This is a genomic window from Marinobacter subterrani (genome assembly GCF_001045555.1).
GTDB classification, from domain to species: domain Bacteria; phylum Pseudomonadota; class Gammaproteobacteria; order Pseudomonadales; family Oleiphilaceae; genus Marinobacter; species Marinobacter subterrani.
The window spans coordinates 659,842-675,240 of record NZ_LFBU01000001.1 but is presented as its reverse complement, the minus strand read 5'-3'; the positions used below and the strand labels follow the sequence as shown (position 1 = coordinate 675,240).

Genomic DNA, 15,399 nt, shown 5'->3' with positions numbered 1-15,399 from the left:
GCATAAGCTCACTGACGATCGTTGCTGCCTGGCCTGGCGCCTCGTTTTCGGGAAGCGAGGCGCTTCTCCGCTTTGCCGATAATCAGGGTGTCCGCGAGGATATGCAGCGCCTTGTTGGTGGTGCGCACCGTTCGATAAATCTGCTGGCTGGCCTCATCATGGGTTTCCCGTGCCTTGCGTGCGGATCGCCGGAACTCGTCGTCCTTCGAGAACAGATCGATCAGGCCGAAGGTGGTGTTGGAGATCGCCTTGTGCAGTTTCTCAACCGCGCTGGCACCGTTTGAGACGGAATCCTCAAGCAGTCTGGCGCGATTCCGGACTTCAAGCAGGTCCATTCTGCTTTTCTGAATAGCACTGCTGGCGACAATGCGGTGCGAATTGAGGATTCGGGTTTCCCGCCGGCAGAGCAACAACTGCCAATAACTGTAACCGAGTGTGCAGAAGGCCAGCAAAAGGAGGCCTGACACGAAAAACAGGGTGATCACGGCAATGCGCTCCTATCGGTACTCAATCTGCATTTCCACATCAATCTCGCGCTCGGTGAGTTCCTGTTCGAGCTCCTTCATCACTTCCTGGTAAACCATTTTGCGAACCATCACCGGGAGCTTGTCCGCCAGCACACGGGCAGAGCGGGATTCGCGTTTTGCCAGGGCAATCGGATCCAGCACCCGCAGCGTAATAACCAGCTCGGGATCCTGCCGGGAATCGCCGATATCGTCGTTCTCCATCATTTGTGCGATCACTTTACGCTGTTCCAGAACCTGCCAGGAAACAAAACCGCTGAACAGGACAAGCAAAACGCTCAGTACCGTGAGAAAGGTGATCAATTCGAACCTCCGGGATTCGTTCCGCGCAACATCGTGCAGTGTGCCCGATAAAGTGTGACAAACGATTGGCCGTGACGACAGATTTGCCAGCGTTTTCGGGAAAGTAGAACGGGCCCGCAAACCTGCTAGTATTGGTTGTGTTTGCGGACTGTACGACTAAGAATCAATGAGTTAAAACCGGTTTCTCATGTCAGAAGAGGATTATTCATGATCTGGTTCAAAGCCTTCGCAAGCGGGTTTCTTGCAACTCTGGTTTTTCATCAGGGGCTGTTCGCGCTCTTCTGGCTCGGGGGCGTGGTGCCCATGGCGCCGTTCAATCTTTCGCCGGTGCCGCCACTGGGTGTTCCGGCCGTGGTTTCCCTGGCCTTTTTCGGTGGCTTGTGGGGCATGGTGCTGTGGCTGATTCTCGGACGTCTGGCCGGGATGAAGTTCTGGCTTGGTGATGTCATTGTGGGGGCTGTGGGCCCGACCATCGTCGCCATGCTGGTGGTCTTCCCCCTTAAGGGACTTGATGCATCCGCCCAGACCTGGGTTGGCGGGCTGATTCTGAATGGTTTCTGGGGCCTTGGTGTGGCGGTTTTCATGCGCCTGCTGGGCGCCCGGGCGATAACGACTCACTGACAGGAATTCCCTATTTTCTCTGTTTAAGGAAGAGCAATGAGCAAAGCAACAGAAACAACCTTCGATCTTGTGGTGTTTGGTGCCACCAGCTTTGTCGGCCAGATTCTCACCCGTTACCTGTTCGACACCTACGGGGTGGGGCAGTCGGTGAAATGGGCGATTGCCGGGCGCTCGGAGAGCAAACTGAACACTCTGAAGTCCAGCCTGGGCGATACCGCGAAAGATCTGCCACTGATTCTGGCGGATGCCGCGGATGCGAAGGCCCTTCAGGCCATGTGCGAACAGACCCGTGTGATTATTTCCACCGTCGGCCCCTACGCGCTATACGGCGAGCCGTTGGTGGCAGCCTGTGTGCGAACCGGAACAGACTACTGTGACCTCACTGGCGAAGTGCAGTGGATCCGGAAAATGGTGGAACGCTACGAAGATGACGCCCGGTCATCCGGCGCCCGCATTGTGCATTGTTGCGGTTTTGATTCCATCCCGTCGGATATGGGCGTCTGGTTCCTGCAGAACGAGGCCGAAAAGATCTTCGGCGCGCCATGCCGGGATGTTCGGATGCGGGTGAAAGTTGCCAAAGGGGAGTTTTCCGGCGGTACGGTTGCCTCAATGATGAACGTGGCGAAGGAAGCAGCGGCGGACCCGAAGCTTCGCAAGGAGCTGGCAAACCCCTTCTCCATCTGCCCGCCGGAGCACCGCTCCAACACCCGTCAGCCAAGCCTCAAGGGTGCAGAGTATGACAAAACCTTCAAGACCTGGCTGGCACCGTTTGTCATGGGGGCGATCAACACCCGGGTGGTTCATCGGTCTAATGCCCTGCAAAATGCCCGGTACGGCAAGGAGTTTACCTACGACGAAGCGATGATGACGGGGCGCGGCACCAAGGGCCGCCTCGCGGCTTACGCGATCACAGGCGGCCTGGCAGCGTTCTTTACTGCCTCCGCGATCAAGCCGACCCGCTGGCTGGTGGAAAAGTTCGTGCCTCAACCGGGCGAAGGCCCCGGCCCCGACGCCCAGAAATCCGGGTTCTACGACCTGCGGTTTGTCGGCCGCACGGAAGATGGCAAGACCATCATCACCAAGGTGACCGGTGACCGGGATCCGGGGTACGGTTCCACCGGCAAGATGTTGGGCGAGGCGGGCATGTGTCTGGCCCTTGATGTTCCGGCGGACCAGCCCGGAGGCTTCTGGACACCGGCGTCGCTGCTCGATGGCAAGCTGATGGAGCGCTTGACTGGCAAGGCCGGTCTGTCCTTTGAGGTGGTTGAAACCCGCTAGTGGCTCAGGTGAATCACGCGGTCGGTGCCCGGAAGGGCATCGGCCCCGTGGGCCAGGCTGATCACCGCTTTCCCTGCCAGAAGTTGATCCATCCGTTTTGAAATCCGGGCCCGGGTTTCGGCATCCAGGCCGGTAAACGGCTCGTCCAGAATCACCAGCGGCGCAGGGTTCAACAGCACCCTCGCCAGCACCACCCGCCGGGCCTCGCCACCAGAAAGCCGGCTGCCTGCGCTTCCCAGCCAGGTATCAAGCTGATCCGGTTCCGGGGCGAAACGCTCTGCCAGCTCAACCATCTCAAGCACCCGCCACAGGTCGGTATCACTGGCATTCGGGGAGCCGAGTAACAGATTTGCCCGCAGGGTATCCTCGAACAGTACGGTTTTCTGGGTCAGGTACACCTGGTCCTGGCATCTCAGATGGCCTTGCGTGGGCAAGAGCAGCCCGGCAAAGGTATCCGCCAGGGATGACTTGCCGCTGCCAGAATGGCCAAGGATACCGACTCGTTCGCCGGCCTGAACGGTAAGTTCGAAGTGCGTGAATAATGGTGCATAACCGGGATGTTTTACCGTGAGATTCTCCGCCAGGAGGGCGGTATCGGCAGGCAGGTCCAGAGCGCCTGCAACAGCGGCCGGTTCATCGGCCCGGCAGTCCCGGTTCAGGCGCGCCGCCGAAGCAGCGGTAGCGCCCAGTTTGCCGAAGGCATCCGGCAGCATCGCATAGGCCTCCGCAAGCCCGAGCAGGGCAATAGGCAGTAGCACCAGCACCGGCCCGGACACAGCGCCTGCCTGGAACAGATCAAACCCCGCCCAGAGCGTGAACACCGCTGCCAGATTAACCAGCAGATTGGATCCGGCAAGGTGCCAGCCTGTGCGGGTATCCGTCCGGGCCTGTTCCGAGGTCACCTGATGGGCCTGGCGCATTAACCAGGCGGCGTGTTTACCGGTCCGGCCCGCGGCGGTCAGTTCCGAAAAGCCTTCAATGTGTTCGATGACAGCCGTTCGTAAGGCTTCCTGGCGATCGCTCTGCCGGGCAGCCAGTTGGCGGGTTCTCAGATAGGTGCCGAGCGTGGCAATAACCAGCGCCAACAGAAGAACCAGGCCGGTCAACAGAGCGGTCGGCCCATCAAACAGTATGGCGGCCAGCACCACGACCAGCACGGTAACCAGGGCGGCAAGGGCTGTGGGCGCAATCAGTCGAAGGTAGAGGGTGTCCAGCGCATCGACATCGTTGGTCAGTCTTGAAAGCCACTGGGCTCCCGTCAGCTCGCTCCGGCGGCTTCGGCTTGCCAGGGCCAGCCTCTGGAACAGCGCCACGCGGATGTCAGTGAGTAAACGCAGCACCGTGTCGTGGTTGTAAACCCGCTCCAGATACCGGAACAGAGTCCGGGATACCGCAAAGAAACGGATAGCACCTCCGGGAACGTACAGGTTGATAGTGGCGGCCACGCTGGCGGCAAGCAGCAGCCCCACCAGCGCCGTTTTGGTAATAAACCAGCCCGACACCGCGAGCAGGGCGATACCGGCCAGCAGCGTTGCCAGAATCAGAAGGCCACCGACAGCCAGTCTGCCGGGGCGCCTGAAGACCAGGGCCAGCCAGGGTTTCAGTTCACGCATCGCGCACCTCCCCGCCGGACACCAGAAGAACCCGGTTCGCCAGGGTCAGCAGGGCGTGGTGATGGGTGGAGAAGATCAGGGTTTTCCCGGCCACCGCCAGTTTGTGCAGGGCTTCGAGAACAAACACCTCACTGTCGATATCCAGCCCGGCTGTGGGCTCGTCCAGCAGAATCAGATCGTAATCCGCCAGGAAAGTGCGGGCCAGGCTCAGCCGCCGCGCCTGCCCGCCCGAAAGCCCCTGGCCCTCTTCGGACACCGCGCTGTGGATGCCTTCTTTCCGGCTGTCCAGAAGTGGCCCGAGGCCGACATTTCGCAGAGCCGTTTCAATGGCAATATCCGAAGCATCCGGCGTGGTCAGGCGAAGATTATCGGCCCAGGTGCCCTGTACCAGAAAGCCTTTCTGTCCCAGCCAGCCGAACCGGAAACTGCCGGGCACCTGGCCGAACACCTGAATGGTTCCGTTATCCGGGGCGAGGAACCCGGCCAGCAGATGCAGCAGGGTGGATTTTCCACCCCCGGAAGGGCCGGTGAGCGCGATGACCTCGCCCTTGCCAATGACCAGCGAAAGATCCCGCAGAACCTGCTGATCGGAACGGAACGCCTTTGATACCGAACTCAGCTCGATCACGTCGCTCCCGATCGCCCCAGGAGCCGAGGTGGAAGTGCGATGGCTTTGCACGGGTGAACTCAGGCGTGCAAGAATCTCCGCACCGGCCCCCATTGCTGCGGCGCGGTCGTGGTAATGCTGGGACAGAGTCCGCAGGGGCTGAAAGAACTCTGGCGCCAGCAGCAGGATCAGTAACCCGGAAAACAGGGTCAACTGATCGGCGGGGCCGTAGCTGATGTAACCCAGCAGGCCGAACCCGATATAGATGGCCAGCACCGCAATGGCGACCGAGGCAAAAAATTCCAGAACCGCCGACGACAGGAACGCCACCCGAAGGGTTTTCATGGTGATGCGCCGGTAAGAGTCCGACCGCAGGCGGATAAGCTCGGTGGCCCCGGCAGTCTGGCCGAACAACTGCAGGGTTGTTAGCCCGCGAACCTTGTCGAGGAATTGCCCGGAGAGCCGGCTGATGATTTCAAAGTGCTGCTGGTTGAGCTTTTCCGCGCCCATCCCCACCAGGGCCATGAACAGCGGAATAAGAGGCGCAGAGAGCAACAGAAAAATCCCTGCCAACCAATCCAGCCAGAAGACCAGTACCAGTATCAGCAGCGGCACGATCACCGACAGGGCCATTTGCGGCAGGAAACGGGCGAAGTAACCGTGCAGCGCTTCCACGTGGTCAATCCATTCCCGGGCGAGGGTGCCGGCTGAGGACTGGCCCAACGCCACGGGCCCGGTGGCCCGCCAGTGTTTATTGAGTTGGCGCCGGGCATGCCGGCGAACCTGTTCACTGCAACGGGCCGCAAGCCGGGTCTGGAAACCCTGGCCAATAGCACGGAAAACGATAGCCAGGATCAGTCCGAGAAACAGGGACGTCAGCTCCGCAATGGGAACCTCGTCAATGATTCCCAGATGGATGATCCGGGCGAGAAAAACCATCTGGATAATGGTGGCAATTCCGGCAACGATGCCGGCGGCCACCGTGCCCTGAATCCAGAGGCGGTTACCACGGGCCAGTTCCGAAAGCCACTGCCTGACAGCCTTCTGACGGGTGGCGGAGCGTGAATCTCCGCCACCCTCTGCCGGGGGCTCAGCCACTTTAGTGGTAGCCCTCGCCGGCACGAACCTTGCCACGGAACACCCAGTAGGTCCAGGCGGTGTAGACCAGCACGATGGGAATCACGAACAGCAGCCCCAACAGCAGGAACAACTGCGACTCATAGGCGGAGGCGGCTTCCCAGAGCGTGTATTCCGGCGGAACCACGTAGGGCCAGCGGCTGACCACCAGGCCGAGATAGGTGGTAATGAACAACCCCATGGTGGATACGAATGGCATGCCTTCCTTTCGGTCGCGAACCGAACGGTAGATCTGGAGGGCGCAGAGCAAGGTCAGCACCGGCAGGACCCAGATCACCGAGAGGTTGGAGAACCAGCGCTGCCGCACCATGTCGTCTACAAACGGGGTCCACACGCTGATAATGCCGAATACCACCAGCACTGCGGCCAGCAGCGGCAGGCTGATTCGGTAAGCCCAGTCCTGCAACCGGCCTTCGGTTTTCAGGATCAACCAGGTGGAACCAAGCAGCGCATAGCCGCAAAGCATGCCCAGGCCCGTGAGTACCGTGAACGGCGTCAGCCAGTCCAGAGCGCCCCCGACATATACCCCGTTGGCGGTCTCAAAACCCTGGATGTAGGCGCCAACCACGGCACCCTGGGCAAAGGAGGCCACAGTCGAGCCCCCGGCGAACGCCCAGTTCCAGAGGTAGCGGGAGGTCCGGGCCTTGAACCGGAACTCGAATGCCACGCCCCGGAAGATCAGGCCGGCCAGCAACAGGAATACGCCGATATAAAGCGCTGGCAGCAGGATGGAGTACACCAGCGGGAATGCGGCCAGAAGCCCGGCACCCCCCAGCACCAGCCAGGTCTCGTTGCCATCCCAGACCGGGGCCACGGAGTTCATCATGGTATCCCGGCTTTCCTCGTTGGGCGCGAACGGAAAGAGAATGCCAACGCCCAGATCAAATCCATCCATCAGCACATACATGATGATGCCGAAGCCGATAATGAATGCCCAGATAAGGGGCAGATCAAACAGTTCCATAATCAGTGACCTCCCTGGCTGGCCGGTTTGCCGTGATGCTCGTCTTCGTCAATCTCAAAAGGCACATGGGCGGCAGAGAAGGGACGCTTGGGTCTTTCCGCCTCGTGCTCATCGTCGTCGTGCTCGTCCTCCATGCCGACATATAGCACCCGCATCAGGTAATACACACCGGCAGAGAACACCAGGGCGTACACCACGATATAACCGATCAGGGTGAACAGTGCCATGCCCCCCGTCAGCGAGGGTGTCACCGCTTCGGCCTGGGTCATCATGCCGTACACCAGCCAGGGTGCCCGGCCGATCTCCGTAACGAACCAGCCGGCCAGGACTGCAAGGAAGGGTGCAATACTCATGAACCGCATGCCCTGCAGGAACCACCGGGTGCGCCAGTAACGACCGCCGGCCCGCAGGATAAGGCCAGTTACGGCGAAGGCGATCATCAACAGCCCGAGGCCCACCATCACCCGGAACGACCAGAACACAATGCCAACCGGGGGCTGCTGTGCAACCGGTATTTCCTTCAGGCCCGGCACCTTTCCGTCCCATTCATGGGTGAGAATCATGCTGGCAAGGCTTGGAATGCCGATCTCGAAGAGGTTGGTCTGGCTCTCCTGATCGGGAATGGCGAACAGCAGCAGCGGTACGTTGCGGGATGTCTCCCAGTTACCTTCCATGGCAGCCACTTTCATGGGCTGGTGCTCCAGGGTGTTCAGGCCATGGAAGTCACCAACCACTGCCTGGGTCGGTGCCAGAAACAGCAGCAGCCAAAGGCACATGGACAACGCCTTCCGGTTGGCTTCAACTTCCCGGCCTTTCAGAAGGTACCAGGCGCTTACACCTGCGACCACAAAGCTGCCGGTGAGAAAGGACGCCAGCACCATGTGGGTAAAGCGATAGGGGAACGACGGGTTGAAGATTGCCTCGCTCCATGAGGTTACATGGAACACGCCGTCTATAAACTCAATGCCGGCCGGGGTATGCATCCAGCTGTTGGCGGCCAGAATCCAGAATGAAGAGATAAACGTGCCGGTTGCCACCATGATTGCCGCGAACAGGTGAACGCCTGCGGGCACCTTGTCGCGCCCGAACAACAGCACGCCCAGGAAGGCAGCCTCAAGGAAAAAGGCGGTGACCACCTCATAACTCAGCATCGGCCCCAGGAAATTGGCGGACGCCTGGGCGAAGTTGCTCCAGTTGGTGCCGAACTGGAACGACATCACAATCCCGGAAACCACGCCCATCCCGAAGACCACGGCAAAAACCTTGGTCCAGAAAGCAGAGAGCTTCACCCAGACCGGGTTTTCGGTTTTGAAGGCCAGGCCTTCGAGGACCGCGATGTAGGAAGCAAGGCCGATGGTAAACACCGGGAATATGGCGTGAAATGACACCACGAACGCGAACTGGATTCGCGACAGGATGAGAGGATCTAGTTCCATGGGAACCCTCCGGTAATGTACACGTCAGAACAAACGGGCCCAGCGAACCCGTTCAGCCGCTGCCTTAGCTCAATTTGTTGTGTTGTTATTACCGGCAGATATTTACCATGCTACTAAACATGGCCACAAAGCCGATAGGGCAGATTGTCGCACCCCTTGATTTAAAACAATTAAGGGGGCCAGGAACAAGTATGGTGAAGCCAATGAGTTTTTACGAGAACCGGATACTCCCCCATATCATAGACCGTGCCTGCTCCATGGGCCAGGTTATGAAATTGCGCAGCCAGGTAGTGCCCCGGGCAAGAGGCAGGGTGCTGGAAGTTGGCATGGGTTCCGCCATCAACCTGCCGTTCTATAACGCCGATAATGTTGAGCTGGTCTACGGCCTGGAGCCCTCCGAGGGCATGCGCCGTAAAGCTCAGCCCAATCTCGCCCGGTCACCTGTCAAGGTTGAATGGCTGGACCTGCCGGGCGAGAAAATTCCTCTTGAAAACGAATCCGTCGACACGGTGCTGCTCACGTTCACCCTGTGCACCATCCCGGACTGGCACACCGCCCTGGAGCAAATGAAGCGGGTACTGAAACCCGGCGGCGACCTCCTGTTCATCGAACACGGCGAATCCCCGCACGACAGCATCCGAAAATGGCAAAATCGTATCACCCCGGGCTGGAAAAAAGTCGCTGGCGGCTGCCATCTGAACCGCAACATAACGGATCTTATCCGCAACGCCGGCTTCGAGATCCAGGAGCTGGAAAACCTCTATATCCCCAAAGCTCCGAAAATTGCCGGGTACATCTTCAAGGGCAGGGCGATCAAGCCTTCCTGAGTCAGCCCAGTGGCTTGTGGGCGAGAGCAGAATCCGAATTGCGTTACCCTACGCGGCCTTATACAATTCTGCCCGTCAAAACCTCCCTCCGAATGCCCGGATGGTGAAATTGGTAGACACAAGAGACTTAAAATCTCTCGGCCGCAAGGCTGTGCCGGTTCGATTCCGGCTCCGGGCACCATCACTTCTTCTTTGCCATAGTCTCCAACATCTTATTAACCGCCTCCAGATGCTCCGGCTCGTTGTGGCACATGCCCTGGAAGTTTGCGCATACATCCAGAAAATCCTCCAATTCCATTCGCGGAGCCATTTTCATCAGGCGTTTGGTCAGGCGGGTGGCCTTTGGTGGCTGGCTGGCGATACGGCTTGCCATGGCACTCGCGGCGTCGAGCAGTTCGCCTGCGGGCACCACTTCCAGAACGATACCCAACACTTTAGCTTCGGCTGCATCAATCACCCGGCCGGTGAGTGTCAGCTCAAAAGCACGCTGGTAGCCGATCAGCCGCTGCATGAACCAGGCGCCGCCGTCGCCGGGGATGATGCCGAGGTTCAGGAAGGTTTCGCCAAACTTCGCGTTCTCTGAGGCAATGCGGATATCGGCCATGTTGGCCAGGTCGAATCCGGCGCCGATGGCGGGCCCGTTGACCGCCGCGATGATGGGAACTTCCACGTTTTGCAGCGCCAGGGGAATGCGTTGTATGCCTTTGCGGTAGCGGTCGGCGCACTCGGCCACGTCACCTGCGAAATCACCGCTGCGGTTGGCCATATCACGGATGTTGCCGCCGGCGCTGAACGCGGAGCCGGCACCGGTGATCAACAATACGGAAACGTCTGTACACTGGTTTACCCATTCTGCCGTGGTCACGATGTCTTCAATCAGGTTTGAGCCTGTGAGGGCATTGCGCAGATCGTGGCGGTTCAGGGTGAGGGTGGCTACCCGGTTTTCCAGGGTGAGCAGGGCGTCAGTGAGCGTCGGTACGGCGGCCATGATTCGGTTCCTTGTTTTTGGTCAGCGCGTATCTTCGCGCGCAGGAACCGGATTAATCAACTGCCAGACGCGCCTTTCGGTACCGGCTGACTTCCGTCCAGCCATGCGCCGCAAGCGCCGAGAAGACGATCACACCGCCCACCAGACTGAGCTTTGGCGGCACCTCGCCGAGAAACAGCCACACCAGAAAGGAGCCGAGCACGGTCTCAAGCAGCAGCATCAGGCTGACCTCTGCCGCCGGAATATAGCGTGGGCCTATCTGGATCAATATGCACGCGGTTGGCAGGAACACCAGGCACAACAGGGCAATGAAGAAGAAATCGCGGCCTGATGGTATCTGGGCGCCACCCAGCAGGGCGGCCACGACGGCCAGTGCCAGAGCGCCGAACATGAGCATCACGCTCATATCGCTTTCCGGTCTGGAGCGGGCCATGTTCAGGTTTGAGGCCAACGCGGTGGCGGCCACGACGGCCATGACCAGGCCTAGCGGGTCGCCTTTGCCAAATTCACTGACGGCCATGAGGGTGGCGCCCGATACGCACACCAGGATGATAATCCAGGTTCGCAGGGGCAGGGTTTCCTTCCACACCACCCAGGCAATAAGCGCTGCAATTACCGGGGCGGTATTGAGGATCACCAGCACATTGCCAGCGGCGGTGTTTTTCATGCCCACCACAAAACCGAGGGTGCTGATGGCAAAGGCACCGGCACAGAACAGGCCTTTAAGGCCGCATTTGCGGATTTCCGGCATTAGCCGCGCGCGGTATCTGGCCCAACTGATCACAAAGAAACTGAGGGCAAGCAGCAGGCCGCGCCAGAACAGGAAGACCACCGGGTCGACCGAGGTTATTTTCACCAGCAGGGCATCCGGAACAATAAAAAGCACGCCCAGTGCTGCGATGGTCAGTCCTTTGATACGGGTTGTCTGCAAATGCGGATCGCCTGTTCAGGGGGCTGGTTTATGGTTGGTCCTGCGTGGGCAACGGATCGATATTGTCGATCTCGCTGGAGATCGTAGGGTCGTCTTTCATGATCACCAGGATGCCACCCCCGATGATAGCGACAGCAACGATGGCTTTGAGGACGGTTAGTTTGGACATGAATGGCTCCTCTTTGCATTTTCTGGCTTCTGGTAAGAGCCTATGGGCAGCGGGTGCCTATAACAACCTTCAGGCCAGAAAACTGAGCATCCTACAAAAATCGCTTCGACAGTATAGCTACTGTCAGCAATACTTTGACTAAGTTAACGGAAAGGTCGATCCGGAGGATCTTCCCAAAATCGTGCGGAGCCATGGATGGCAGAGCCGAGCGTACAGGGACGTATTGACAGCGTATTTTGGGAAGGCCCTCCGGATCGCCCGTTGCACTCAATTCGATTAAAACCGGAGTGTCGTCATGACAGAACAATCGGAACCACTGGTTCAGAAGTACAGCGAAAACGGCATTACCACGCTCACCCTGAACCAGCCAGACAAAAAAAACAGCCTTTCCATGGCCATGCTGGAAGCGCTGTCTGAAGAGCTGGAGAGCATCGCCGCGGATTCTGAAACGCGGGTCGTGGTTCTGGGGGCCAAGGGCAACGTGTTCTGTGCCGGCCATGATCTGCGGGAAGTCCGGGAGCAGTTTGATAGCCATGATTTTCAGCTGAAGCTGTTTAACCAGTGCAGCAAGGTGATGCAGCAGATTGTGAACCTGCCACGGCCGGTGATCGCCCGGGTGGCTGGAGTCGCCACGGCGGCAGGCTGCCAGCTGGTGGCCAGCTGTGATCTTGCAGTCGCGGCGGATACAGCCCGGTTCGCCACCCCCGGGGTGAATATCGGGCTGTTCTGTTCCACGCCCATGGTGGCGCTCTCGCGCAATGTGTCCCGCAAGCATGCCATGGAAATGTTGCTGACCGGTGAGATGATCGGGGCGGTGAAAGCCGAGCGCATCGGGTTGGTCAATCAGATCGTAGACGAACAGCACCTGGATGAGATGGTCTACAAGCTGGCCCGTACCATTGCCGACAAATCCGGTCACACCCTGAAAATTGGCAAGGAAGCCTTCTATCGGCAGCTGGAAATGCCCCTGGCGGATGCCTATGAATACACCTCAGAGGTGATGGCCGACAACATGATGGCAAACGATGCTCAGGAAGGCATCTGCGCGTTTCTGGAGAAGCGGAAGCCGGAGTGGAAAGACAGCTGAGGGCCTGCCGGTTCAACCGGCCGGGCAAGGCTCCGGGCCCTGAACGAGCCGATCACCTTTCCCGAGGTTGTGTTCCCGGAAGAATCCGGCATTCATTTCCACGGCCTTGCTGAATGTAACCCCGGCGGGATAGCTGGGGCAGCCGGAGCCGCTGGCGGAGGTACAGGGTGCCATCCGGCGGGTGCTGCCAATCACCCCTTCTTCATCCAGGTAGGCAATATCCAGCGGGATCAGGGTCTGGAACATCCAGAAACCGTAATCTGGGCCTCTGGGCTGCTGGTATTCGAACAGCATACCGGCATCGGGTGCCATCGCGGTTCGGCCCATCAATCCTGTTCGCCGTTGCTCCGGCGTGCTGGCCACTTCCAGTTCCACGGGAACAGAGCCTGATCCGGAAACAAAGCAGGCCTTGACCACCGGCAGGCCGTGCTGGGGCGCGGCCAGGCCGGAGGAGCAGCCATAGATTGCCGAGCCGGCTGCCAGGATTGCCCAGAGCTTCAGTGCCTTATGCATGGCGCTCCCCGATCTCAGGAGCGTAGCCGGTAGCCGGTTTTGAAAATCCACCAGATGCCCACCATGCAGGCGGTCAGGAATACCAGGGTCATACCCACGCTGATAGCGATATGGACGTCGGACACGCCGTAAAACGCCCAGCGGAAGCCGCTGATCAGGTAAACCACCGGGTTGAACAGGCTGATGGTTTGCCATATCTCCGGCAGCATATCGATGGAATAGAAAGTGCCGCCCAGGAACACCAGAGGCGTCACAATCATCATTGGGACAATCTGCAGTTTCTCGAATCCGTCCGCCCAGATGCCGATAATGAAGCCGAACAGGCTGAAGGTAATGGACGTGAGTACCAGGAAGGAGAACATCCAGAAGGGGTGCAGCACGTGGTAGTCCACAAAAAACCGTGCGGTCGCGAGGATGATCAGCCCCAGGATGACGGACTTGGTGGCCGCCGCCCCCACATAGCCAAGCACCACTTCCACATAGGACACCGGCGCGGACAGCACTTCGTAGATGGTGCCGGAGAACTTCGGCATGTAAATGCCGAAGGAGGCGTTGGAAATGCTCTGCATCAGCAGGGAGAGCATCACCAGGCCGGGAATGATGTAGGCCCCGTAGGCGATGTTGTCGATGTCGCCCATGCGGGAGCCGATGGCCGAGCCGAACACGACGAAATACAGGCAGGTGGAGATCACCGGTGAGAGCACGCTCTGCATCACCGTGCGCTTCATGCGGGCCATTTCAAAGTTGTAGATTGCGCGGATACCGTAAAGGTTCATGCCTTTCTCCAATGGGCCGGCGGGCTTATTCGTGCACCAGGCCGACAAAAATCTCTTCGAGGGAACTTTCCCGGGTCTGCAGGTCCCGGTACTCGATACCAAGGTCGCCGAGAGTGCGAAGTAACCGGGCGACGCCGGCCTGCTCCTGCTGCGAGTCGAAGGTGTAGATCAGTTCGTAACCGTCACCGGACAATTCGAGTGGTTCCAGGGTGAGTTCGCCGGGAATCTGTTCCAGCTTCTGCTGTAACTGCAGCCGGAGTTCCTTTTTGCCCAGTTTGGTCATCAGTTGGGCTTTATCCTCCACCAGAATGATTTCGCCATTCCGGATAACGCCGATGCGGTCCGCCATTTCTTCGGCTTCTTCGATGTAGTGGGTAGTCAGGATGATGGTGACGCCATTTTCCCGCAGCTTACGGACCATTTCCCACATGTCCCGGCGCAATTCCACGTCAACGCCCGCCGTGGGTTCGTCCAGGAACAGGATTTGCGGCTCATGGGAGAGCGCTTTGGCGATCATCACCCGGCGCTTCATGCCACCCGAGAGGGACATGATCCGGTTGTTGCGTTTGTCCCAGAGGGACAGGTCTTTCAGCACTTTCTCGATATGCGCCGGTTTCGGCGGCTTGCCGAACAGGCCACGGCTGAAGGACACCGCGTTCCAGACAGTTTCGAAAGAATCGGTATTGAGCTCCTGGGGCACCAGGCCGATGGTCTCCCGGGCCTTGCGGTAGTCTTTTACAATGTCGTAACCGGCTGCTTTTACCTCGCCGGAAGACAGATTCACGATGCCGCAGATAATGCTGATCAGCGTGGTTTTACCGGCGCCATTGGGGCCGAGCAGGGCGAAGATCTCGCCCCGGATGATGTCCAGGTTGATGTCCTTCAGAGCCTCGAAACCATCGTCATAAACCTTGCTCAGGTGCTTAACGGAAATATCCGGCTGCACGGGCGTGTCCTGTGGTCAGAATGGATTGAATTTAAGGCGCCGTATTTTCTCATGACTGGCGCCAGTTTAGGAACCTTTGCCTCGGTAGCAGAGGCCACGATAATGCACGGCTGGTTCACAAGGGGTGTGGGTATGGTACGCGGAATAGCGGTTGCGGGATTGATTGCAGGCCTGATTGCTGTGGTGATCATCGGCCAGAGGCTGTCTGACGGCTCCGGGAATAAGGTTAACCAGAGCGGCAACGGCCAGGCCGTGAAAGAGTGCAATCTGCTCGCAGGCCCCTGCCAGTGGACGACTGGCGCCGGCGACTGGCAGGTAACTCTGGAAGTGTCCGGGGAAGGTGAACAAGGCACTGAATATCGTTTGAACGTTACCACGCCCGAGCGACCTGAGCGTTTTCTCGCGGTTCTGAGGGGCGAGTCCATGTATATGGGCGAGTACCCGGTTCCCCTGGGCAACCGTGCCGGGAATGACTATTCCGCCCGCTTTACCGCGCCTTTGTGCACAGTGGACTCCACCATGACCTGGCGTGTCGATCTGCGGCAGGGGCAGGAGCCGATCGCGGATATTCCGCTGAAACTGGTCTTTGACACCGAGCGTCACTGAGCCCCGAAAACCGGTGACCAGTCGGCTGACAAGAGGTCGGGATTGTGTAAAATGGTGAACTCGCCAATGTCAG

17 protein-coding genes and 1 tRNA gene are annotated in these 15,399 nt (G+C 59.0%); 6 read left to right on the top strand and 12 right to left on the bottom strand.

Annotated features, from left to right (window positions below; genetic code table 11):
• Window positions 1-8: 8 nt before the first annotated feature.
• Together msub_RS03135 and msub_RS03130 are read right to left on the bottom strand one after the other, a co-directional pair.
• Entirely contained in the window at window positions 9-485 is a 477-nt protein-coding gene (locus msub_RS03135) for a hypothetical protein (RefSeq protein ID WP_082146396.1), read from the bottom strand.
• A gap of 12 nt (window positions 486-497) precedes the next feature.
• A complete protein-coding gene (locus msub_RS03130) occupies window positions 498-827 on the bottom strand; it encodes a hypothetical protein (protein WP_048494657.1) in 330 nt (109 codons plus the stop codon).
• A 207-nt stretch (window positions 828-1,034) separates the two neighbouring features.
• On the opposite strand from msub_RS03130, the gene msub_RS03125 reads away from it, so the two are divergent.
• The gene (locus tag msub_RS03125) at window positions 1,035-1,448 is read left to right on the top strand and encodes a hypothetical protein (protein WP_048494656.1); all 414 of its coding nucleotides are present in this window, start codon (window positions 1,035-1,037) and stop codon (window positions 1,446-1,448) included.
• Between the two features lie 36 nt (window positions 1,449-1,484).
• Entirely contained in the window at window positions 1,485-2,726 is a 1,242-nt protein-coding gene (locus msub_RS03120) for a saccharopine dehydrogenase family protein (protein ID WP_048494655.1), read from the top strand.
• On the opposite strand, the gene cydC is transcribed toward msub_RS03120, so the two are convergent.
• Genes cydC through msub_RS03100 form a run of 4 tightly spaced genes read right to left on the bottom strand, consistent with a single transcriptional unit; the run spans window position 2,723 to window position 8,483 of the window.
• Window positions 2,723-4,339 carry a thiol reductant ABC exporter subunit CydC gene (cydC, locus tag msub_RS03115; RefSeq protein WP_048494654.1) on the bottom strand — a complete coding sequence of 539 codons (1,617 nt, stop codon included), beginning with the start codon at window positions 4,337-4,339 and terminating at the stop codon, window positions 2,723-2,725. The two genes, msub_RS03120 and cydC, sit on opposite strands and share 4 nt — an antisense overlap.
• Complete coding sequence (cydD, locus tag msub_RS03110; protein ID WP_048494653.1) at window positions 4,332-6,044, bottom strand: thiol reductant ABC exporter subunit CydD; 1,713 nt, start codon at window positions 6,042-6,044, stop codon at window positions 4,332-4,334. The genes cydC and cydD overlap by 8 nt, the downstream gene beginning before the upstream one ends.
• Before the next feature lies 1 nt (window position 6,045).
• Window positions 6,046-7,047, bottom strand: a complete 1,002-nt coding sequence (gene cydB / locus msub_RS03105) for a cytochrome d ubiquinol oxidase subunit II (protein WP_048494652.1) — start codon at window positions 7,045-7,047, stop codon at window positions 6,046-6,048.
• Window positions 7,048-7,049: 2 nt separating this feature from the next.
• Window positions 7,050-8,483 (bottom strand): cytochrome ubiquinol oxidase subunit I, encoded by a 1,434-nt coding sequence (locus msub_RS03100; protein WP_048494651.1) that lies wholly within the window; start codon window positions 8,481-8,483, stop codon window positions 7,050-7,052.
• A 203-nt stretch (window positions 8,484-8,686) separates the two neighbouring features.
• Here msub_RS03100 and msub_RS03095 point away from each other — a divergent pair, with 203 nt between their 5' ends.
• Together msub_RS03095 and msub_RS03090 are read left to right on the top strand one after the other, a co-directional pair.
• Window positions 8,687-9,310, top strand: coding sequence for a class I SAM-dependent methyltransferase (locus msub_RS03095; RefSeq protein ID WP_048496955.1), 624 nt, complete (start codon window positions 8,687-8,689; stop codon window positions 9,308-9,310).
• A gap of 94 nt (window positions 9,311-9,404) precedes the next feature.
• Window positions 9,405-9,491, top strand: a tRNA-Leu gene (locus msub_RS03090).
• On the opposite strand, the gene msub_RS03085 is transcribed toward msub_RS03090, so the two are convergent.
• From msub_RS03085 to msub_RS21745, 3 genes are read right to left on the bottom strand one after another with little or no spacing between them, the layout of a single operon-like run.
• Window positions 9,492-10,298 carry an enoyl-CoA hydratase-related protein gene (locus tag msub_RS03085; protein WP_048494650.1) on the bottom strand — a complete coding sequence of 269 codons (807 nt, stop codon included), beginning with the start codon at window positions 10,296-10,298 and terminating at the stop codon, window positions 9,492-9,494.
• Window positions 10,299-10,350: 52 nt separating this feature from the next.
• A complete protein-coding gene (locus msub_RS03080; protein ID WP_048494649.1) occupies window positions 10,351-11,229 on the bottom strand; it encodes a DMT family transporter in 879 nt (292 codons plus the stop codon).
• Window positions 11,230-11,257: 28 nt separating this feature from the next.
• The gene (locus msub_RS21745; protein ID WP_197083783.1) at window positions 11,258-11,398 is read right to left on the bottom strand and encodes a hypothetical protein; all 141 of its coding nucleotides are present in this window, start codon (window positions 11,396-11,398) and stop codon (window positions 11,258-11,260) included.
• A gap of 295 nt (window positions 11,399-11,693) precedes the next feature.
• On the opposite strand from msub_RS21745, the gene msub_RS03075 reads away from it, so the two are divergent.
• Window positions 11,694-12,485: an enoyl-CoA hydratase gene (locus tag msub_RS03075; RefSeq protein ID WP_048494648.1), complete on the top strand. Its 792-nt coding sequence runs from the start codon at window positions 11,694-11,696 to the stop codon at window positions 12,483-12,485.
• 12 nt (window positions 12,486-12,497) lie between these two features.
• Here the strand turns inward: msub_RS03075 and msub_RS03070 are convergent, their stop codons facing one another.
• The 3 genes from msub_RS03070 to msub_RS03060 are packed head-to-tail and all read right to left on the bottom strand — an operon-like array spanning window position 12,498 to window position 14,720.
• Window positions 12,498-12,998 carry a DUF192 domain-containing protein gene (locus msub_RS03070; RefSeq protein WP_048494647.1) on the bottom strand — a complete coding sequence of 167 codons (501 nt, stop codon included), beginning with the start codon at window positions 12,996-12,998 and terminating at the stop codon, window positions 12,498-12,500.
• Window positions 12,999-13,012: 14 nt separating this feature from the next.
• The gene (locus msub_RS03065) at window positions 13,013-13,774 is read right to left on the bottom strand and encodes an ABC transporter permease (protein ID WP_048494646.1); all 762 of its coding nucleotides are present in this window, start codon (window positions 13,772-13,774) and stop codon (window positions 13,013-13,015) included.
• A gap of 25 nt (window positions 13,775-13,799) precedes the next feature.
• Window positions 13,800-14,720 (bottom strand): ABC transporter ATP-binding protein, encoded by a 921-nt coding sequence (locus msub_RS03060; RefSeq protein WP_048494645.1) that lies wholly within the window; start codon window positions 14,718-14,720, stop codon window positions 13,800-13,802.
• A 132-nt stretch (window positions 14,721-14,852) separates the two neighbouring features.
• On the opposite strand from msub_RS03060, the gene msub_RS03055 reads away from it, so the two are divergent.
• The gene (locus tag msub_RS03055; protein WP_227506623.1) at window positions 14,853-15,326 is read left to right on the top strand and encodes a hypothetical protein; all 474 of its coding nucleotides are present in this window, start codon (window positions 14,853-14,855) and stop codon (window positions 15,324-15,326) included.
• Window positions 15,327-15,399: the final 73 nt, after the last annotated feature.

What these genes read in the sequence shown, in the direction of transcription:
- msub_RS03125 (WP_048494656.1), top strand. Translation starts at nt 1,035, where the DNA reads ATGATCTGGTTCAAAGCCTTCGCAAGCGGGTTTCTTGCAACTCTGGTT.
- msub_RS03065 (WP_048494646.1), bottom strand. Translation starts at nt 13,774, where the DNA reads ATGAACCTTTACGGTATCCGCGCAATCTACAACTTTGAAATGGCCCGC.
- msub_RS03085 (WP_048494650.1), bottom strand. Translation starts at nt 10,298, where the DNA reads ATGGCCGCCGTACCGACGCTCACTGACGCCCTGCTCACCCTGGAAAAC.
- cydC (WP_048494654.1), bottom strand. Translation starts at nt 4,339, where the DNA reads ATGCGTGAACTGAAACCCTGGCTGGCCCTGGTCTTCAGGCGCCCCGGC.
- msub_RS03075 (WP_048494648.1), top strand. Translation starts at nt 11,694, where the DNA reads ATGACAGAACAATCGGAACCACTGGTTCAGAAGTACAGCGAAAACGGC.
- msub_RS03055 (WP_227506623.1), top strand. Translation starts at nt 14,853, where the DNA reads ATGGTACGCGGAATAGCGGTTGCGGGATTGATTGCAGGCCTGATTGCT.
- msub_RS03120 (WP_048494655.1), top strand. Translation starts at nt 1,485, where the DNA reads ATGAGCAAAGCAACAGAAACAACCTTCGATCTTGTGGTGTTTGGTGCC.
- cydB (WP_048494652.1), bottom strand. Translation starts at nt 7,047, where the DNA reads ATGGAACTGTTTGATCTGCCCCTTATCTGGGCATTCATTATCGGCTTC.
- msub_RS21745 (WP_197083783.1), bottom strand. Translation starts at nt 11,398, where the DNA reads ATGTCCAAACTAACCGTCCTCAAAGCCATCGTTGCTGTCGCTATCATC.
- msub_RS03100 (WP_048494651.1), bottom strand. Translation starts at nt 8,483, where the DNA reads ATGGAACTAGATCCTCTCATCCTGTCGCGAATCCAGTTCGCGTTCGTG.
- msub_RS03070 (WP_048494647.1), bottom strand. Translation starts at nt 12,998, where the DNA reads ATGCATAAGGCACTGAAGCTCTGGGCAATCCTGGCAGCCGGCTCGGCA.
- msub_RS03095 (WP_048496955.1), top strand. Translation starts at nt 8,687, where the DNA reads ATGAGTTTTTACGAGAACCGGATACTCCCCCATATCATAGACCGTGCC.